This is a genomic window from Flavobacterium sp. GW823-FHT04A11 (assembly GCF_058796535.1).
In genome coordinates this window covers 3,974,707-3,995,499 of record NZ_CM179503.1, presented here as the reverse complement: position 1 = coordinate 3,995,499, position 20,793 = coordinate 3,974,707, and the positions used below count along the sequence as shown (strand labels likewise).

General features: G+C 35.1%; 12 protein-coding genes. 8 read left to right on the top strand and 4 right to left on the bottom strand.

The genetic code is table 11. From position 1 onward, the window contains the following. The 4 genes from AC3QL1_RS17325 to AC3QL1_RS17310 form a co-directional block, all read right to left on the bottom strand. Entirely contained in the window at positions 1 to 3,354 is a 3,354-nt protein-coding gene (locus AC3QL1_RS17325) for a SusC/RagA family TonB-linked outer membrane protein (RefSeq protein WP_492493342.1), read from the bottom strand. 12 nt (positions 3,355 to 3,366) lie between these two features. Continuing rightward, entirely contained in the window at positions 3,367 to 4,467 is a 1,101-nt protein-coding gene (locus AC3QL1_RS17320) for a FecR family protein (protein ID WP_492493340.1), read from the bottom strand. A gap of 67 nt (positions 4,468 to 4,534) precedes the next feature. After that, on the bottom strand, positions 4,535 to 5,134 hold the full coding sequence (locus AC3QL1_RS17315) for an RNA polymerase sigma-70 factor (RefSeq protein WP_492493338.1): 600 nt from the start codon (positions 5,132 to 5,134) through the stop codon (positions 4,535 to 4,537). A gap of 413 nt (positions 5,135 to 5,547) precedes the next feature. Further along, on the bottom strand, positions 5,548 to 6,189 hold the full coding sequence (locus AC3QL1_RS17310) for a hypothetical protein (protein WP_492493336.1): 642 nt from the start codon (positions 6,187 to 6,189) through the stop codon (positions 5,548 to 5,550). 328 nt (positions 6,190 to 6,517) lie between these two features. Between AC3QL1_RS17310 and AC3QL1_RS17305 the strand changes: the two genes are divergently transcribed. The 8 genes from AC3QL1_RS17305 to AC3QL1_RS17270 all read left to right on the top strand — a co-directional run bounded on the left by AC3QL1_RS17305 (position 6,518) and on the right by AC3QL1_RS17270 (position 20,772). Beyond that, positions 6,518 to 8,941, top strand: coding sequence for a TonB-dependent siderophore receptor (locus tag AC3QL1_RS17305; RefSeq protein WP_492493334.1), 2,424 nt, complete (start codon positions 6,518 to 6,520; stop codon positions 8,939 to 8,941). Positions 8,942 to 9,085: 144 nt separating this feature from the next. Beyond that, a complete protein-coding gene (locus AC3QL1_RS17300) occupies positions 9,086 to 10,126 on the top strand; it encodes a LacI family DNA-binding transcriptional regulator (RefSeq protein WP_492493332.1) in 1,041 nt (346 codons plus the stop codon). Between the two features lie 553 nt (positions 10,127 to 10,679). Next, positions 10,680 to 12,863: an alpha-glucuronidase family glycosyl hydrolase gene (locus AC3QL1_RS17295; RefSeq protein WP_492493330.1), complete on the top strand. Its 2,184-nt coding sequence runs from the start codon at positions 10,680 to 10,682 to the stop codon at positions 12,861 to 12,863. 18 nt (positions 12,864 to 12,881) lie between these two features. Beyond that, a complete protein-coding gene (locus tag AC3QL1_RS17290; protein ID WP_492493328.1) occupies positions 12,882 to 13,619 on the top strand; it encodes an SDR family NAD(P)-dependent oxidoreductase in 738 nt (245 codons plus the stop codon). 122 nt (positions 13,620 to 13,741) lie between these two features. Then, positions 13,742 to 14,905: a mannonate dehydratase gene (uxuA, locus tag AC3QL1_RS17285; RefSeq protein ID WP_492497585.1), complete on the top strand. Its 1,164-nt coding sequence runs from the start codon at positions 13,742 to 13,744 to the stop codon at positions 14,903 to 14,905. Between the two features lie 264 nt (positions 14,906 to 15,169). Then, positions 15,170 to 17,779 carry a glycosyl hydrolase 115 family protein gene (locus AC3QL1_RS17280; RefSeq protein ID WP_492493326.1) on the top strand — a complete coding sequence of 870 codons (2,610 nt, stop codon included), beginning with the start codon at positions 15,170 to 15,172 and terminating at the stop codon, positions 17,777 to 17,779. A gap of 167 nt (positions 17,780 to 17,946) precedes the next feature. Beyond that, on the top strand, positions 17,947 to 19,056 hold the full coding sequence (locus tag AC3QL1_RS17275; RefSeq protein WP_492493324.1) for an endo-1,4-beta-xylanase: 1,110 nt from the start codon (positions 17,947 to 17,949) through the stop codon (positions 19,054 to 19,056). Positions 19,057 to 19,338: 282 nt separating this feature from the next. Beyond that, positions 19,339 to 20,772 carry an MFS transporter gene (locus tag AC3QL1_RS17270; protein WP_492493323.1) on the top strand — a complete coding sequence of 478 codons (1,434 nt, stop codon included), beginning with the start codon at positions 19,339 to 19,341 and terminating at the stop codon, positions 20,770 to 20,772. The last annotated feature ends 21 nt before the right edge of the window (positions 20,773 to 20,793 follow it).

Genomic DNA, 20,793 nt, shown 5'->3' with positions numbered 1-20,793 from the left:
CTAAAATTTTGTATTAATTCCTAATGAAATTGTTCTGGCTTGCGGATAAGTAAAGCTTAATTCCCGTATTCCGTTTAATCCTGACGGACTCTTTTCTTTGTACCAGTAAAATGCATTTGAGACATCGCCAAAAACAACTAAATTATCAAGGAAAATATTTTTTACCGGAACATTATAACTCAAAGTAATGTTGCTGATTTTTAAATAGGTAGCATCATATACATATTTACTTAAATTAGGTGTAAGTGTGTTTCTGCTGGGAGCAGGCTGTGCTACAATATCACCTTGGTTTCTCCAGTAATCATAAGCATTTACAGACATGTTTCGATTTGAAATAATCGTGTATTTTGATATAATATCATCAGAAATTAATTTATCGCCTCCTAACTGAAATGCACCATTTACAGATAAAGTAATGCTGTTGTTAAACGAAAAACTATTGCTAAAACCTCCAAATGCTTTTGGCTGTAAATCACCTATTGGTTGCCAGTCGGTTTCATTAAATAAGCTTTTGTACGTAACGGCATCATAAATTTGACCGTCTTTTTTAATTAAATCACGACCTGTAGCGGGATCAATACCTGCCCATTTTACGCCCCAAATAGTAGTGGTGCTGTAACCAATTTTTTGTGCCAACGCAATATTAGACAAAGAATACTCACTTCCTAAGCCTGTTAAATCTGTTACTTTATTATCAACGGTTGAGATATTAAAAGAGGATATCCAGTTGAATTTTCCTTTTTGAAACCATTTAATTCTTGTGCTCAATTCAAAACCTTTGTTGTACATACTTGCCGCATTGAGCTGCATAGTACTAAAACCGGTTTCAGTAGGAATATCGCGGCTTGTAATCAAATCATCTAAGTCATCATAATAATATTCCAGTGTTAATTCTATTGCATTAAAAATATTAAAATCGACTCCGGCATTAAACTTTTTATTTTTTTCCCACTTTAAATTTCCATTAGGAGAAGAACTTGGCGTGGCATAAGATCCACCATTGTATCCGTTTTGAAGTACATTGTATAAGCCTTTAGAACGGTAAGAACCAATTCTTGAATTTCCGGTAGAACCATAACTCACTTTTAATTTTAAGAAATCAACCCACGAAGCGTTATTCAGGAATTTTTCATTAGAAATAATCCAGGCCAAACCGGCTCCGCTGTTTAACGCTACATTGGTATCGTCACCAAAAACAGAACTTTCATCACGTCGGATATTCCCTAAAAAATAGTATCTTTTTTTATAATTATAATTGATTTGTCCGAAGAAAGAAACACGCGAATTATAATTGATATCATTTTTAAAAACCTGTCTTGCGTAAGTTTCGTCAATAGCAGTTGCTATATTATCATCCTGAATGGCATCTCCAACATTATTAATGATATTTGGATTGGTAAAACCCGTTGCAGAGGCAGAATCAAAATCGGTTTTTTCTTCAGAAAGCTCAAAGCCTACAGTACCGTCAATAGTATTGTTTTTATTGATTTCTTTGTTAAACAGCATATTTCCCTGCCAGTTCCATTTGGTCGAATTTCTGTTGATTATGGAGCGTCGTCCCCAGCTTGGATACGTAATTCCGTCAAGAAGAAAACTACCATTAATTTGTCCGCTTTCGTTTTCGCCGGAAAAATAGCGGTCTTGTACTTTATCCAAATAATCTAAACCAAATAAAGTACTAAATCTGATGTTTTTATTGAGTTCATAACCCAAATTCAAACTTCCAAATATCGCTTTAGATTCCGTCTCATTTTTATTTTGTTCAATTGCGGCTAATGGATTTCCTCCGGTTGAACCTACTAAACCTATTTTAGAATACGTTCCGTCCGCATTATAAGGAGAAATGGTTGGCAGATAAGCAAAATCATAATAAATGTTTGGTGCATCTTTTTTGACATAACTTGGATTAAATGACAAATTAATATCCCATTTAGATTGTTTGTAACCAATATTGATTCCACCATTTAATTGTTTCGTTTTATTGCCCAATTGCGGTTCATCAATATCCAGATACGTAATATTGGTACGATAGGTTATTTTTGAAGTTCCTCCTGAAACACTAAAATTATACTTATTGTAAATACCAGAATTGTTTAAAAGATTAAACCAGTCAGTATTAACTCCATTGTAAGGAACTGGTGTATAATTCGTTGACACCGCAGAATTATAAGCATTGTTTAGTTCATTATACTGCTCTCCATTTAAATATTTAATCTGGTTAATCGCAGTAGAAACTCCTAGCTGATTCGAAAATTGAAATTGAGCTTTTCCTTTTTTTCCTTTTTTTGTTGTGATCAAAACGACTCCGTTTGCTCCGTCGGCACCATAAATACCAACCGCTGCAGCATCTTTAAGAACCGTAAAAGTTTCAATATTATCTGGCGAAATAAAAGCAAGAGGATTGGATAAACTTTCTCCAAGACCGCCGGCTGCATCAAAAACGGCACTGTCGATACCTTTTTGTTCGTTCATGATGACACCATCAACTATAAATAAAGGCTGTGTTGAAGTACCGAGAAGACTTGCGTTTAAAGACTTCAAAGTTCCCTGACCACGAATGTTTATTTTTACCGGAGTTCCAACGCCAGAAGTATTTTCTACTAAAACACCTGCAATTTGCCCTTCGACAATTTTATCAATACTTTCAGAAGCCTGTTGTACGGCAATATCCTTCGCATTCAAAGTCGAAATACTCCCCACAATTTCTTCCTTTAATTTTGTAGTTCCGTACGATGATGTAATCACAACCGGATTTAATTCGTCTGTAGATTCTTCAAGATTAAAAATGAATTCTTTTTTATTATCTGCTTTTTGAGATTGCGTCTGCATTCCTAAAAAGGCAACTTCAAGAACAAGATTATTGATGTTATTTCCTTTTAGCTGATAGGCAAATTTTCCGTTAAAATCTGTTATGGCGCCCATTCCGGTTCCTTTAATGCGTATGGTGGCGCCCGGAAGCGGTTGTTTGTCTTTGGCATTATAAACAGTTCCGGTAATAAATCTTTCTTTTTCTTCAGATGAATTAGCTGTCGAAGCAGGAGCAGAGCTGGTTAATAAAATCTGCTTATTCTGAATGTAAAACGAAATATTTTTCCCTTTAAATAATTGTGTTAAAACAGTTTCTAAAGAAGTATTATCAACATCAATTGAAGCTTTTTGGTCGGCATCAATTTTTCGGGCGTTGTAAATAATTCTGAAATTACTTTGTTCTTCAATCGCTTTTATAATTACAGTCAAAGGCTGATCTTTTACATGTAATGTGATCGATTTATTCTGCGAAAAACCTTTAAAACCAAATATGAAGAGGGCCAGGAAAATTAGTATTTTCCTTAAATTGGGTATTGTAAATGTCATGTTTTTAGTAAATTATGGAATATTGGTAATGGTAATAGTATTTTCTTTTACAGCATAATTAAATGGTGTGTCGCGTTTTAATAATTCTAAAATATTCTCGACGCTTGACTCACTAATTTTTATAGAACCGGTAAAACTCTGTCTGGCCAAATCAGAATTTTCATTGATGATTTTCACATCATAAGTGCGCTCTATAATTTTTGCAATAGTTGAAAATGGGGTATCTTTAAAAGCAATATCGCCTTTTGTCCAGGCCGAATATATGCTTGTATCTACGAATTTTGTGGTGATTTTTTTCGAATTGTTTTGCCAGGTCGCCATTTGGTTCGGCGCAATCAAAACAGCATTTGATTTGTTTTCGGCTTCAGCCATTTGAATACTTCCTTCGATCAAAGTACTATTTACGGTAGGATTTTCAGGATAAGCACTTACGTTGAATTTCGTTCCCAAAACTTCCACTTCGACTTTGTTGGCGTGCACGATAAAAGGGTGGGTTTTGTCTTTGGCAACTTCAAAAAAAGCTTCACCGGTCAGGTAAACATTTCTTTTTCCGTTAAGGCCAAATTGCTCCGGATATTTTAAAGTTGTTCCGGAATTTAAACTCACAACAGTTCCGTCTGAAAGCTGCAGTTTGAATCTCTTTCCGTACGGAACTTTAAGCGTATTGTAGACAACTTCCTGATCCTGAACTTTTCCAAAATAAATAATTTGGTTTGGAAATTTTCTGGCAATCAAATCGCCTTTATCGTTTACAACTTTTGATTGATTATTTTTAGAAATAAACTCTGAACGCCCATCAGCTAATTCTAAAACAATTTCTTTAGCTGAATTTGCTTTTTGACTATAATTAAAAGCCAGTTTTCCCAATCCGAAAAGCACTAAAAATACAGCAGCAAATTTTAAATATCGGTAAACCTTATTTTTCGCTTTAAGCGGAATTACCGAAGTTTCCTCTAATGTAACATCAGAAAGTGAAGTCATTGCCCAGATTTTTTTTGCGGCAATAAACTGTTTTTTATTTTCTTCCGAAGCCTCAATCCATTCAAAAAGAGTTTGAATTTCCTGTTCTGTCGCCTCGTTCGACAAATATTTAGTAAGTATTTCTGAAATCATATTTTGGTTTTTATACTTCTGGTTTTAGTAAGTACACTTCAGAAATAAAAAACCCTACCTTTTATTTTTAATTATTACAAATAAGGATAAAAATCAGAAACAAATAATCCGATAATTTCGTTTTTAAAATCTTCAAAGCCTTTGTCATGTGGGCTTCAACAGCTTTTAGGGTAACTTGCATTTCTTCGGCGATTTCTGCATTTTTTTTATTCTCGATTCGCTTTTTGATAAAAACTTCACGGGTTTTGGGAGGTAAATCGTTGATAGATTCGCTAATAATACGCTCTAATTCGGTCAATTCTAAAGTGTCAAAACTTATCGAATTTAGGATTTCAATATTAAGTTCTCTTTCTCTTTCGTTTAATAAATCACTCTTAAAACGATCTTTGACTTTGTTGTGTCGTATCGTATTTAAACATTTTGATTTGGCATACGTATATAAAAAAGATTGTATGCCGTTGATAGAATCTACATTTTCCTTGTTTTGCCATAAATGTAAAAGTGCTTCCTGTGCGAGATTTTCGGCTTCGTCTTTGTCATAAACAAACTGAATGCAAAACGCCTGAATTCGGTTAAAGTATTTTTCGTAGAAATAAGTAAACGCAGCCTGATCTCCTTTTTTAAAAGATTCAAAAAGATTAATTTCAAAACTACTAGTATTATTCATCGAAACGGAATTCTGTTTTTGCAGAAGCAATATAAGTAATTTCTAAAAAGTACTCGATTTTGCTCAGATTTCGGCAAATATAAAATATTATTTATACCAATTCTAAATAAAATTCAAATAAAGAATGTTTCCGGAAAAATTATTCAGAATATGCGTAAATTTTTTTTGAACCATATAAGTTCGTAGAAGTAATTTAAGTTTTGGGATGTTTTTTTGAACCATATAAGTTGTTTGAGATTTTACCGCAAAGAGTGCAAAGTTTTTTTGATAGGCGGTTTCAATAAAAGCACAAAGTTCGCAAAGCTTTGTGTAAACTTTGCGAACCTTGCGTAAATCATTGCGCACTTTGCGGTTAAAAAACACAAAGTTTAATATGAACTTATATAAACTTATATGGTGAAAAGAAAAAATTATTAATTCACAATCAAATCGATATCGCTGGATAATCTGGTATCAATTTCGCCTTTCGCTCTGTTTACCATGGTATAAGGAGAAAGTCTGCCATTTTTAAGGATTTCTTCTTTCGAATATACTAAATCATAATACATAATGAGTTCACCGGAATCTGTAGGTACAGCGGTATTTTTTTTATTTTCCGGAATATCCTGATAATAATAACGTGACTTTTTCAAATTTGGATATTTGCTTATCAGATAATCGTTTATGGTGTATGTTGCGCCATCGACTTTGTATAAATCTTCTGTAAGTATTCCGGTAATTGTTTGGTCTTTAATGTTTTGTTTCAATTTTTTATACGCTTCTTTTGTAGTCGAAAAATCAGATTGTAAAAGATTATTCTTATCCGATAATTTTCTGATAACGGAAAGTCTTACCAAATCGCCGTTGATTTCAATTACTTTAAAAACGAAATAATAATTCTGCATGCTTTGGCTTCCGTTTGAACCTCTTTCACTGCTAAAAATAAAACTTCCTAATTGCAAACGATGTTCAGGACTGTTAATTGCTTTTTTCCAGGCATAAGGTCTGTAAACGAATTGTTTTAAAATGTAGAACGCTACAAGAACCAGTAAACTTATTAAGAGTATTTTTTTCATTTATAGTTGGAATGTTTTTTACGGCAAATATTTTTACCGCAAAGTACGCAAAGTTTTTACGTAAAGAGCGCAAAGTTTTTTGATAGGCGGTTTTTATAAAAACAAAATTCGAAGCTTTTATGTAAAAACTTTGCGAATCTCTGTGCAAATCTTTGTGAATATCTGTGGTAAAATTCAATAGAGAAATTTTATGGTCTAGGTAAACATTTCCATTCTTTACAAGTAAAAAATCATTCTTTTTATTTAGATTGATTAAAAATAGTTTGGATAAATGGGTTTTAGCAATTACTTTTGTCAGAAATTTTAAACACCCATAACCAAAATGAATATGATAACCATAAAAAAGATTCTGTTTTGTTTGTTGTTTCTAAGCTCATTAACCATAATTGGACAGGAAACAGGAAAAATATCCGGAAAAATTGTTTTATCAGGAAATACTCCTGCAGAAAATATTTCTGTTCGTTTAAAAGGAACAAAATACAATGCAGTTACTAATGACAACGGACAATACGAGATTAAAAACGTAAAATCTGGGAGTTATACAATCAGTATTAAATCTGTCGGAATAAAAGCATTAGAAGAAGATATTGTTGTAAGCGCTAATCAAACTACAACAAAAAACTTCTCACTTTCTGAAAGCCAGGAAGATCTTGATGAAGTTGTAATTACAAAAAATAAGTACAAACAAGATAAGCCTTCTTTGTCTTTAAGATTGCAGACTCCTGTACTTGAAATTCCGCAAAACATTCAGATTGTAAGTGGTCAAACCTTAAAAGACCAGCAGATTACAAGTATGAGTGACGGTGTTATTCGTAACGTGAGTGGTGCCGTTCGCTTAGAGCACTGGGGAGATTTGTACACTAATATTACGATGCGTGGTTCTCAAATTCAGGCTTTCCGTAACGGATTCAACGTGGTTTCTTCTTTCTGGGGACCGCTTACTGAAGATATGAGTTTTGTAGATCACATCGAATTTGTAAAAGGACCTGCAGGATTCATGCTTTCAAGCGGTGATCCAAGCGGACTTTATAATGTGGTAACTAAAAAACCAACAGGAATTACAAAAGGTGAAGTTTCGGCATTAGTAGGAAGTTATGACTTTTACAGAGTAAGCCTTGATCTTGACGGAAAACTGGATAAAAAAGGAAAATTATTATACAGATTCAACGGAGCGGCTCAAAAGAAAGGTTCTCACAGACCCTTTGAACACAATGACCGTTATGTAATTGCGCCGGTAATTTCATACCAAATTGATGATAAAACAAAAATTACTGCCGAATATAATTTCCAATATGCAAACATGACAGAAGTTGGATCTTATTATGTATTTGGTCCTAAGTCGGATGGATATGCAACTTTGCCGGTTAACTTTACAATGACGCAGCCTGGATTGCCGGATACTAATATTCAGGATCACAGCGGTTACCTTATGTTTGAGCATAAATTTGATGATAACTGGAAACTTACAGCTCAGACTTCTTATTTTAAATATCTTCAGCAAGGCTACAGTTCATGGCCGGGTGCAGTTGGTCCGGGACCAGTTGACAGAGATTTTGACGGTGTATCTGACGGGGATCTTGCCAGTGGTGATATTATTAGAAATGTTGGTATCTGGGATGCAGAAAGCAATATGTTTTTAGGACAGATTTTCCTTAACGGAAAATTCAATACAGGACCAATTACTCATAAAGTATTGGGTGGTATAGATTTGGCAAATAAAGATTATGCTGCAGATTGGGGTCAATCTCATGATTTGGATACAGTTGATAATCCATTCAATGTATATAATCCAAACTACGGAACGCCATCAAATGGTCTTCCTGCTTTTGATCACGAAACACCTTTAAGCGTAAGAGCTGCCGCTGCTGGCGGACTTATGAGTTCAGAATATGCTGCAGGTTATGTTCAGGATGAATTAGGTTTTTTTGAAAATAAATTAAGAGTTACGCTTGCTGCAAGATATACCTGGATCAGCCAGACAAATTGGGGAGAAACTCAGGCAGACAGCCATATTACACCGCGTGCAGGTATAAGTTTCTCTGTAACAGATAATTTAGCCGTTTATGGATTATACGATCAGGCATTTTTACCACAGTCTGGAATTATTTTAAATGGCGACAAAGTAAAACCGCTTACAGGAAGTAACATAGAATTCGGTATCAAAAAAGACTGGTTCGACGGTTCCTGGAATACTTCAGTATCTGCTTATCGTATTACGAAGCAAAACGAACTTACGGCAGATCCTAACAATGGTCCAAATGATCCTTATAAAATTGTTTTGGGAGAAAAAAGAGCAGAAGGAGTTGAATTTGATGTTAGAGGAAAATTACTCGACGGACTTAATCTTATCGCCAATTATGCTTTTACAGAATCTATCGTAACAAGTTCAGCACTTACAAGTATTGCAGTTGGTTCAGTTGTGCCGGGATATTCTAAACATACTGCAAATGCATGGTTAAATTATACCGTTCAAAGTGGAAAAATTAAAGGATTCGGCGCTTCTATTGGAGGAACTTATCTTGCAGGACGCCAAACGGATACATGGAGCCCGGGAGCTGAAAAATTACCAAATTATTTTAGACTTGACGGAGGTTTATCTTATGAAATTGGAAAAGTAAAAGTTACGGCAAACGTATTTAATATTTTGGATAAATACCTTTACAGCGGATCTTACTACGAATGGCTTAATGCTTATTACTGGCAGACAGAAGCACCAAGAAACTTCAGAGTAGGAGTTACGTATAAATTCTAAAAAACAATTTTTAAGAATTTCAATTTATAAAAGCATGCGGTTTCGCATGCTTTTTTTGTTTCTGAAAAATCGTGAACGGAGGAATTTTATAAGAGAACAATTTGTTGCAAAATAGCTTATATTTACATCTCATATTTTTATTTCATGGAAGAGAATAAACACGTAACGATCTATGATATTGCTGAAAGGCTAAATCTGGCCACATCAACAATATCACGAGCTTTAAAAGATCATCATACCATAAGTGATAAAACGATAAAGAAAGTGAAGAAAGCTGCCGAAGAAATGGGTTTTGTTCCCAATACTCTGGCCGCGGGCTTACGTGGAAATAAAACCAAAACAATTGGAGTTTTAATTCCAACCGTAACCCAGCCGTTTTTATCCTCCTTAATTAGCGGTATCGAAATCACAGCTCAAAAATCTGATTATTCCGTTATCATTATGCAATCCCACGATTCGTATCATGAAGAAGTAAATATGGCTAAATCGTTGTACAGCAATCGTGTAAGCGGAGTAATTTGTTCGCTTGCAATGGAAACAAGAGATACGACGCATTTTCAGCAATTCTCCAATAATAAAATTCCACTGGTTTTTGTAGACAGGGTTCCCAAAGATTATAATACTTTCAGAGTAGTGATTGATAATTATTCAGCAGGATACAAAGCGACGAAACATCTTATCGAGCAAGGCTGTATTCGCATTGCGCATTTAACCGCCGGATCAGAATTTGGAAACCTTTACAACGAAAGAAAAAGAGGTTATATCGAAGCTTTAAAAGATCATAATTTACCGGTAGACGAAGACTTAATCATTAATTTAAAGTCGGTTACGTATGAAGAAGGTGTAAAAGCAAGCAATAAATTATTTGATATGAAACCCATTCCTGATGGACTTTTTGCTCCGGGAGATATTATTGCGGTTAGCGCCGTTCAGACAGCCAAAAAAAGAGGTATAAAAGTACCCGAAGAAATGGCGGTTATCGGTTTTAATAACGACCCCATTTCTGAAATAATCGATCCGAATATTTCAACCATCACGCATCCCGCAGAAAAAATGGGAAAAGCCGCTGCAGAGATTATTATAAAAAACCTGAAATCTGTTACGAGTGAAGATGTTAAGGAAATAACCTTCTTAAATACAGAGGTTTTAGCAAGAGAATCTTCAGATAAAAAGAAATCTTTGTAATTTTCATTTACCCACAATTTTATTTTCATTCATTCCCAATTCAACAATAATTTTTACAGTCCTATAATCGTAGAGGCGCACAGCAGTGCGTCTACGTTCCAATATTCCATATCTATTTTTTCGAATTTATAAAACAATTTCCTATACATATTTTGCAAATGTCTAATCTTTGCGGGAGACGCACTGCTGTGCGCCTCTACTATATGCGTTGTGCAGAGATGCGCTTGTAAATTTTAGGTATTAATCTTTTTAAGCTTTAGCAAAAAATCTCCTAAATCTGCAAAATCTGCGAGAAAATTATTGGCTCGCAGATTGAGCAGATCGCGCAGATTAAAAACCAAATATTTGTCATAATTCTTTCCTCTAATTCTATAATTCATATTTTATTTTGAAAAAAATCACCTCAAAATTTTTTTCTTAAATAACAATACTATATTTTTACGCAACCGATTGCAATTGTTGTAATATTTTTAATAATGTATTTTTTAGGAGCTTATTTTATCAAATACTTCTATTATTGTTTAATTACATAATTAATGCATAAAATAAAAACATGAAATTATCAACCTCTAATCTGAATCACAAAAGAACTTCCTTTTTAAGGTTGGCATTCTTGTTTTTTGTTATTTCCTTTTCTGCTTCGGCACAAAAAAATTATAAGTTATGGATGCAATATGAGAAGAAAACAAACGCTGAATTGGTTTCAGATTATCTTTCTGATATTCAGGGAATTGTTGTTTTTGGAAATTCAGAAACTTTAAAAATTGCTTCAGAAGAATTGCAATCAGGATTAGAAAATATGCTGGGAAAGAAAATCCCAAACCGATCAAAATTTGATGGAGAAAAAAATGTCATTATTGGATCTAAAGAATTCCTAAGCACAGAAATTCAAAAGGAAATCGGAGATTTTGATGAGATTAATGAAGAAGGTTTTATTATTAAATCTATTTCGATAAAAAATAAAAAACAGATTGTCATTACAGGAAAAAAAGATATTGGAGTTTTGTATGGCGTTTATAGTTTTCTGAGATTGATTCAGACCAATAAATCCATTAAAAACCTGAATATAATAGATGCGCCAAAAACAAACATCAGAATCTTAAATCACTGGGATAATTTAGACCGGACTGTCGAACGCGGTTACGCCGGATTTTCGCTTTGGAATTGGCAAAAACTGCCTGATTTTATTGATCAGCGTTATATCGATTATGCCCGCGCAAATGCTTCGATCGGAATTAACGGAACGGTTTTAACCAACGTAAATGCAAATGCTTTAATCCTGACACCACAATATTTAGAAAAAGTCGAAGCGCTGGCGAATGTTTTCCGACCGTACGGAATCAAAGTGTATTTAACGGCAAGATTTTCTGCTCCAATCGAAATTGGAAATCTCAAAACAGCTGATCCAAAAGATCCTGAAGTTATGAATTGGTGGAAAAATAAAGCTGCTGAAATTTACAAACGAATTCCGGATTTTGGTGGTTTTTTGGTAAAAGCCAATTCAGAAGGGCAGCCCGGACCTCAAAATTACAGTCGCGATCATGTGGACGGCGCCAATATGCTTGCTGATGCCGTTGCGCCATTTGGAGGAATTATTATGTGGCGAGCTTTTGTATATTCTGAACATGATGCAAACGACAGGGCAAAACAGGCTTACGCAGAATTTGTTCCGTATGACGGAAAATTTAAGGAAAATGTGATTGTTCAGGTCAAAAACGGACCAATTGATTTTCAGCCTCGTGAACCCTTTCATCCCATGTTTGGTGCAATGCCAAAAACACCATTGATGATCGAATTTCAGATTACGCAGGAATATTTAGGTTTTAGTACGCATTTGGTTTTTCTGCCTAAATTATTTCAGGAAGTTTTAGAATCTGATACTCATCAAAAAGGAAAAGGAACCACCGTTGCCAAAGTAATTGACGGTTCGCTCAACAAAACAAAACTAACCGGAATTGCCGGAGTTTCGAATATAGGAAACGATTTAAACTGGACCGGACATCCTTTTGCGCAGGCAAATTGGTACGGCTTTGGAAGACTGGCGTGGAATCCGTATTTAGATTCAGAAACGATTGCGGAGGAATGGCTTCGATGTACTTTTTCGAACGATGAAAATTTCATAAAACCGGTGAAGGAAATGATGATTCAGTCGCGCGAAGCTGTTGTAAATTATATGACACCGCTTGGTTTGCACCATATTATGGATACGGGACATCATTACGGTCCGGGTCCGTGGGTTTCGAATTTATCACGTCCGGAATGGAATCCTACCTATTATCATAAAGCAGATAAAAACGGGATTGGTTTCGACCGCTCAAAAACAGGAACGAATGCCACAGCGCAATATGCCGCCGAAGCAGAGAAAATTTTTGATAATCCTAAAACCTGTCCTGAAAAGGATTTGTTGTGGTTTCATCATCTTTCGTGGGATTATAAATTGAAAAACGGACAAACACTTTGGAACGGATTAGCGTTAAAATATCAGGAAGGCGTAAATCAGGTTGCAGCAATGCAAAACGTTTGGAATAAAACGCAGAAATATGTTGATGATGAGCGTTTTAAAGAAGTGCAGATGTTATTGGAAATTCAATATAAAGAATCAAAATGGTGGCGGGATGCTTGTTTACTATATTTTCAACAATATTCAGGAAAGGAATTACCTTTAGGCGTTGAAAAAGCAACACAGTCTTTAGACTATTTTAAATCATTAAAATTTCCTTTTGCACCGGGAAATTAATATTCAAATTAAAAAAATATGAGTACAAAAACAGCAATTGTAACCGGAGGAAATTCGGGTTTGGGTTTTGCAACAGCAAAAAAACTATGCGATAACGGTATCAAAACCTATATAATTGGAAGATCAAAAGAAAAAACAGAAGACGCCTGCACGGAAATTGGACCAAATGCAATTCCGGTAATTTTTGATTTGAATGATTTGGACGGAATTCCCCAAATGATCGAAAACCTGACAAAAGAAGGTTCGATCGATATTTTGGTAAACAACGCCGGAATCAATTTAAAAAAAGAAATTCCGGACGTAACTGATGCTGATTTTCTATCGGTAATTCACACCAATCTTTTGAGTGTTTTTACGGTAAGCCGTGAAGTGATCAAAAACATGAAAGAAAATGGAGGAGGTAGTATTATCAACATTAGTTCGATGGCATCACAATACGGAATCCCAAAAGTAATTGCATATTCGGCAAGCAAAGGCGCCATTGAATCGATGACGCGTGCGATGGCTACAGAACTGGCTCCGTCCGGAATTCGTGTCAATTGTATTGCTCCGGGATTTATAAAAACCAAAATGTCATCCGCAGCTTTGGACAACGATCCCGAAAGAAAAAATAAAGTGCTGGGAAGAACACCAATGGGCTTTTTGGGAGAACCATCAGACATTGCAGATGCCGTTTATTATTTCGCCTTGAGCGAATCAAAATATACAACCGGAACCGTTTTGCCTGTTGATGGTGGAAATAGTATTGGGTTTTAAAGGTTATGAAATTGCGCGCAAAGTCGCAGAGTTGTAAAGAAATTATTTTTAAACTTTTCAGGATAAAACTTTGCGTTTTTGCGTCTTTGCGAGATTAAATAAAAGTAGTCAGTATGATAAAAATGCAGCAAACCATGCGATGGTTCGGACCAAGTGACAACGTAAGGCTGATCGACATAAAACAAGCCGGAGCAACCGGAATTGTAACGGCTTTGCATCAAATTCCCGTTGGAGAAATCTGGACAATTGAAGACATAAAAGAAAGACAGGAAATTATCAAAAACGCAGGTTTAGAATGGACAGTCGTAGAAAGTTTGCCGGTTCATGAAGAAATAAAACGAGCTTCGGGAAATTATTTACAATACATTGAAAACTATAAAATCAGCTTAAAAAATCTGGCAGAATGCGGCATTAAAATCATCACGTATAATTTTATGCCCATCTTGGATTGGGTGCGAACGAATCATAATTTTATTAATGAAGACGGAAGTAAAGCGCTGTTATACAATCAGGAAGCGTTTACGTATTTTGATGTTTTTTTGCTGAAAAGACCAAATGCTGAAAACGATTATTCTGATGAAGAAAAAGAAAATGCGTTGAAATTTGGCAATATACTTTCAGAAGAGGAGAAAGCTTTACTTTTCAAGAACGTTTTATTGGGATTACCGGGAAGCAAAATCAATTTTACGGCGGAACAAATTCTTTCTTTATTGGATAATTACACCAATATTGATAATGAAAAACTGCGGGAAAATTTGATTTATTTTTTATCAGAAGTAGCGCCAATTGCAGAAAAAATAGGCGCCAAATTAGCCATTCATCCGGATGATCCGCCGTTTTCGGTATTGGGATTGCCGAGAATTGTTTCGACAGAAGAAGATATCAAATCAATTTTTGAAGCTGTTCCGTTAAATGCAAACGGGCTGTGTTATTGCACAGGTTCTTTGGGCGCCAATCCGAACAATAATCTGGAAAAAATAATTGATGATTTTGGAGACAGAATTCACTTTTTACATCTTCGAAATACCATCCGTGAAAGCGAAATTATTTTCAGAGAATCAGAACATTTAAACGGAGAAGCAAAAATGGAAGTTCTCGTCGAAAAATTATTACTGTTAATGAATAAAACGAAAATAAGTCTCCCAATGCGCCCCGATCATGGATTTCTGCATGCAGTTGATGAAAAAACAGAAACATATCCGGGATATTCTTTGGTAGGAAGATTAAAAGGTCTAGCAGAATTACGAGGATTGGAAATGGGAATTGCTTATAAACTTGATTTGTAATATTCTTTGATGTTAAACCTGTCAGGTTTCGGTACGGATTAACTTTGTCAAAGTTTCGAAACTTTGACAAAGTTTTCACAATCGTTGAACATAATTATTTAAACACATAGAAACATAGGTTTAAAATTGCGATCTAAGACGTTTTCAGAAATATGATTTTTCACATAGCTATGCGTTTATTTAGAATTAAATGCCTTTTTTCAACACAAAGAAAAGCTATGTTTCTATGTGTTTAAAAATCACATACAACTAATAAAAATTAAAATGAACATAAAATCTCAATTTATACTCAGCATATTGCTGCTTTTCCTCTTCGGATTAAGCACAAAATCGTATGCCATAAATGGAGAAAAATATGTCGTAAATAAGGCTTCCGCCGAAAACTTCCCTTTGTCATCAAAAGGAAAAATAGCTTCCATTCTAATAAGCGAAAATGATTTTACCGGAGTTTTACGCGTTGCCGGACATTTAGAAAATGATCTTTTTAAAGTTACAAGTTTTCATCCGAAAAGAATAAGTAAAATACCAGAAACAACGGATTATGTTGTCATTATTGGAACACTCGGAAAAAGCGAAATCATAGATCAATTAGCAAAAGAAGGCAAAATCGATGCAAATGATCTGAAAGGAAAATGGGAAAAGTTCACTACTCAAATTGTCAAAAATCCGTTTAAAGGAATCAAAAAAGCCTTAGTAATTGTAGGTTCAGACAAAAGGGGAACAATTTACGGAATGTATGATTTGTCAAATCAGATTGGCGTTTCGCCTTGGTATTTTTGGGCAGATGTTCCGGTTCAGAAAAAATCAGAATTGCATGTTTTACCCGGAATTCATTCTAATGGCGAACCAAAAGTAAAATATCGAGGCATTTTTATAAATGATGAAGCGCCGGCATTGTCTGGCTGGGCGTTTGAGAATTATGGCGGATTTAATGCAAAGTTTTACGATAAGGTTTTTGAACTGATTTTAAGAATGAAAGGCAATTATTTATGGCCATCGATGTGGGGAAGAATGTTTTATGTGGATGATCCTCAAAATGCTGGTTTGGCTGATGAATACGGAATCGTAATGGGAACCTCGCACCACGAACCTTTAACGCGGGCGCATGCAGAATGGGGTAAATCAAACGGGAAATGGGATTTTACTAGCAATTCTGAAAACCTGATTTCGTTCTGGAGAGAAGGCATGAAGCGAATGGGAAATACCGAAACCATTGTAACAGTTGGAATGCGTGGCGATGGCGACGAACCAATGACGCAGGGTACGGCGATTGATTTACTGGAAAATATTGTAAAAACGCAAAGAAATATTATTGCAGAAGTTACCAAAAAGCCAATTGAAGAAACGCCACAAATGTGGGCACTTTATAAAGAAGTTCAGGATTATTATGATAAAGGAATGCGGGTTCCTGATGATATTACGCTTTTATTGTGCGATGATAATTGGGGCAATATCAGGAAATTACCGGAACTCGGCGCTAAGCCCAGAAAAGGCGGTTACGGAATTTATTATCATTTTGATTATGTTGGCGGACCCCGAAATTACAAATGGATTAACACGAACCAGATCGAAAGAACCTGGGAACAAATGGATTTGGCGTATCAATATGGCGTTGATAAAATTTGGATTGTAAATGTGGGCGACATAAAACCAATGGAATTTCCAACTGAATTTTTCTTAGATATGGCCTGGAATCCGGAGAAATTCAATGCAGAAAATTTAGGTGAATATTATGTGAACTGGACAAAAGAAAATCTCGGGAATCAGAATGTGGAAGAAATTGCTGAAATTTTAAAATTATACACGAAATACAATTCCCGCAGAAAACCTGAATTATTAGATGCCAATACGTACAGTATTACGAATTATAACGAAGCGGAGAATGTTGTAAAGGATTATAAAAAACTAGCGGAAAAAGCAAATGCTATAAATGAAAAACTAAAACCGGAATACAAAGATGCTTATTATCAATTGGTTTTATACCCGGTTTTGGCAAGTGCAAACTTAAATGAATTGTATTTTGCAACGGCCAAAAATCATTTGTACGCGAGTCAGCAAAGGGATTCTACAAATTTTTATGCAAATCAGGTAAAAGAATTATTTGCCAAAGACAGTTTGCTCACGAATTATTATCACAAGAAATTATCAAATGGAAAGTGGAATCATATGATGTCGCAAACGCATATTGGATATACGAATTGGCAGGAGCCGAAGACAAATGTAATTCCGGAAACAAAAATTATCAAATTATCAAATAAATCAGAAGCCGGAATTGCAATTAATGGCTCTGAAAAGTATAAAGAAACATCAAAAATTAACAATAGTAACGACAGCAAAATTGAGGGATTTGTTGAAAATAACGGCTACATTTCAATCGAAGCTCATCATTACTCAAAAGTAATAAATTCTGATTCAGTAAAATGGACAGTGATTCCGAATTTAGGAAGAACAGGTTCGGGAGTGACATTAAAACCTTCTAACATTCAGCCGATTGCGATTTCTGAAAGTTCGCCAAGAATCGAATATAACGTTCATTTTTTCAGCAAAGGAAATGTAAAAGTCCATGCTTATTTTTCGCCAACCATAAATTTCACCATTCGCGACGGACTGAAATACGGAATTGCTTTTGATGAAGAAACGCCTCAAACAATGAATGTCAACGCAGATAGTTCTGAGAAAAACTGGAATATTTCGGTTGCCAATAATATTAAAGTGATTACAAGTTCACATACAATTCAAAACGCAGGAAATCATATATTGAAGTTCTACGGCATTGATCCGGCTTTGGTTCTTCAGAAAATTGTAATTGAAACAGAAGACGGCAAATTGTTAGAATCTTATTTAGGTCCGCCGGAGAGTATGAGGAAGGAATAATTAGCCAGTTTTGTCATTTCGAGGAACGAGAAATCACACGTGGGATTCGACAAAGATTGGCAATTCGATGCGGAGTTTCTAGTGTGATTTCTCTCCCGAAGCCTCGGGATCGAAATGACAAAACAAACAAGAACAATAAAAAAATATTAACTATAAACCAAAAAAATATGAAATTTATTAACCCTTATTTGCTGGCAATTACGACAATCTTGTTCGTAAGCTGCGCTTCAAAAAAAGAAACGGTCACGTTAAAAGACGCCTATAAAAATGATTTTCACATAGGAACTGCTTTGAGTGCAGATCAAATTGAAGAAAAAAATACAAAAGTAGATTCTTTAATCCGCCAGGAATTTAATGCGATTACGGCAGAAAACATCATGAAATCGATGTTTATACATCCTCAAAAAGACAAATTTGATTTTACTGAGGCAGATAAATTTGTGGCTTATGGCGAAAAAAACAAAATGTTTGTTCACGGACATACTTTGATTTGGCACAGTCAGCTCGCGCCTTGGATTGAAAAAATCAAGGATAGTACAGAAATGAAAGCTTTTATGAAAGAGCATATCACGACAATTGTTTCGAAATACAAAGGCAGAATTAATTCGTGGGATGTTGTAAATGAGGCTTTAAACGAAGATGGAACGTTGAGAAAATCGGTTTTTTCGAATACACTTGGAGAAAATTTTCTGGTCGATGCTTTTAAATTAGCTGCTGCCGCAGATCCAAAAGCAGATTTATATTATAACGATTATAACCTTGAAGATCCTGCAAAAAGAGAAGGCGCCATTAATCTGGTTAAAAAAATAAAAGCGGCAGGAGGAAAAGTAGACGGAATTGGAAGTCAGGCACATTGGAAATTAAATAGTCCGTCGCTGGAAGAAATCGAAAAAAGTATTCTGGCGTATTCTGCGCTAGGCGTGAAGGTTGCTTTTACAGAATTGGATATTACCGTTTTACCAAATCCGTGGGATTTAAAAGGCGCCGATGTCAATCAGAATTTTGAAGGAAATGCTAAAATGAATCCGTATCCTAAAAAACTTCCGGATTCTATTCAGGATAAACTGGCGCAGCGTTATGCCGATATTTTTAAACTATTTTTGAAACACAAAGATAAAATAAGCCGCGTTACTTTTTGGGGCGTTTATGACGGTCAATCGTGGCTAAACGACTGGCCTATAAAAGGAAGAACCAATTATCCGCTTCCATTTGATGCTGATTTAAAACATAAAAAAGCTTACGACAGCATTCTGAATTTAAAAAAGAATGAAGAATAATGAATCAAAATCAACTTTGATTAAAAATAAATTAACAATCGGTTGTTTTTAAAAATAATCCTGAAATTAAGTAAACTAAATTTGCATAATATGTTTTTTTATCTAAATTTACACAACCGATTGTTTAATTTTGTTTTGTCATTCGAGGAACGAGAAATAGCATGTGCTGAATCCTCATAGTGCGTGCTCTCTGGATGTGATTTCTCGTTCCTCGAAATGACAAAAACTTAAAAATCTTGCCAGGAACTAACAAGCTAACTAACCAAAATAACCACACAAAGAATGAATTACATTTCACAAAAATTATCAATTAAGGAAAAAATCGGCTATAGTCTGGGAGATCTTGCGGCAAATTTGGTTTTCCAGACTTTAATGACGTATCTGGCTTATTTTTATACTGATATTTATGGATTATCTCCCGCGCATTCTTCTATAATTATGCTTGTAGTGGGCTTGATTGCCGCCTTTGTTTTCAACCCGATTATTGGTGTTTTGGCAGACAGAACAAGTACAAAATGGGGAAAATTCAGACCGTGGATTTTAATCACCGCAATTCCGCTTGGTGCGATTGCATTGCTGGCTTTTACAACGCCCAATTTTTCTTATCAGGGAAAAGTAATTTACGCGGTGGTAACCTATATTTTATTACTGCTTTTTTATGCCAGTAATAATTTACCGTATTCTGCTTTAAGCGGTGTTATTACGGGAGATATGGGCGAAAGAAACAGTATGTCGGCGTATCGTTTTGTGGCGGTAATGTTTGCACAATTCTTTGTTCAGGTTTTTATGCTGGGCATTATTAAAAGTGCCGGAAACGGAGACAAAGCCATTGGTATCGAAAAGGTTATGACAGTTCTGGCGATTATTGGAACTATTATGTTGCTGATTACTTTTTTAACCACAAAAGAACGTATTATTCCCAAACCGGAACAAAAATCCAGTATCAGGGAAGATTTAAGTGATTTAATGAAAAACAAACCATGGGTTATTATGCTGACTCTTACGACTTTGGTATTCATAACTCTGGCGATGAAAGGCGGTTCGTATGTGTATTATTTTGAAAATTATGTAGATAAGCAACAACTGGCGATTTTTATACAGCCCATTTTAGATGTTTTATCGACATTGAAATTGAATTATTTTGGAAATGATCCTGTTTCTGCCGGTTTTGGATTGTTTAATGCGGGCGGAATTATCTTTATGATTGTTGGAATTACGTTGTCTAAAAGCCTGGCGGATAAATACGGAAAACGCAATATTTTCGGTTTGTTTTTATTCATTTCGACTTTATTTATTATCGCGTTTTATTTCTTTCCGGCAAATGCGATCAGCTTTATGTTTTTCTCCCAGATTTTACATGGATTTTTCTACGGAATAACGATTCCGCTGTTGTGGGCGATGATTGCAGATGTTGCCGATTATTCAGAATGGCTGAATAACCGTCGTGCAACTGCCATTATTTTTTCGGCAATGATGGTGGGTTTAAAAGCCGGTTTGAGTATTGGCGGCGCTTTAACGACTTCATTTTTGGGCTATTTTCATTATGTGCCAAATGCTTTAACACAAACAGCTACAGCCATAAACGGAATCAAATTACTGGTGAGCATTTTTCCTGCAATACCTTTTTTAATTGGTGCTGCTTTATTGTTTTTCTACAAAATCAATAAACAAATGGAAGTGCAGATCGAGTCTGATTTAAAAGAAAGAAGAGTTTAATTATTTATTATAAAACAAAAG

Excerpts from the sequence above, each read along its gene's own strand:
- AC3QL1_RS17325 (WP_492493342.1), bottom strand. The coding sequence starts at position 3,354 with ATGACATTTACAATACCCAATTTAAGGAAAATACTAATTTTCCTGGCC.
- AC3QL1_RS17320 (WP_492493340.1), bottom strand. The coding sequence starts at position 4,467 with ATGATTTCAGAAATACTTACTAAATATTTGTCGAACGAGGCGACAGAA.
- AC3QL1_RS17315 (WP_492493338.1), bottom strand. The coding sequence starts at position 5,134 with ATGAATAATACTAGTAGTTTTGAAATTAATCTTTTTGAATCTTTTAAA.
- AC3QL1_RS17310 (WP_492493336.1), bottom strand. The coding sequence starts at position 6,189 with ATGAAAAAAATACTCTTAATAAGTTTACTGGTTCTTGTAGCGTTCTAC.
- AC3QL1_RS17305 (WP_492493334.1), top strand. The coding sequence starts at position 6,518 with ATGATAACCATAAAAAAGATTCTGTTTTGTTTGTTGTTTCTAAGCTCA.
- AC3QL1_RS17300 (WP_492493332.1), top strand. The coding sequence starts at position 9,086 with ATGGAAGAGAATAAACACGTAACGATCTATGATATTGCTGAAAGGCTA.
- AC3QL1_RS17295 (WP_492493330.1), top strand. The coding sequence starts at position 10,680 with ATGAAATTATCAACCTCTAATCTGAATCACAAAAGAACTTCCTTTTTA.
- AC3QL1_RS17290 (WP_492493328.1), top strand. The coding sequence starts at position 12,882 with ATGAGTACAAAAACAGCAATTGTAACCGGAGGAAATTCGGGTTTGGGT.
- uxuA (WP_492497585.1), top strand. The coding sequence starts at position 13,742 with ATGCAGCAAACCATGCGATGGTTCGGACCAAGTGACAACGTAAGGCTG.
- AC3QL1_RS17280 (WP_492493326.1), top strand. The coding sequence starts at position 15,170 with ATGAACATAAAATCTCAATTTATACTCAGCATATTGCTGCTTTTCCTC.
- AC3QL1_RS17275 (WP_492493324.1), top strand. The coding sequence starts at position 17,947 with ATGAAATTTATTAACCCTTATTTGCTGGCAATTACGACAATCTTGTTC.
- AC3QL1_RS17270 (WP_492493323.1), top strand. The coding sequence starts at position 19,339 with ATGAATTACATTTCACAAAAATTATCAATTAAGGAAAAAATCGGCTAT.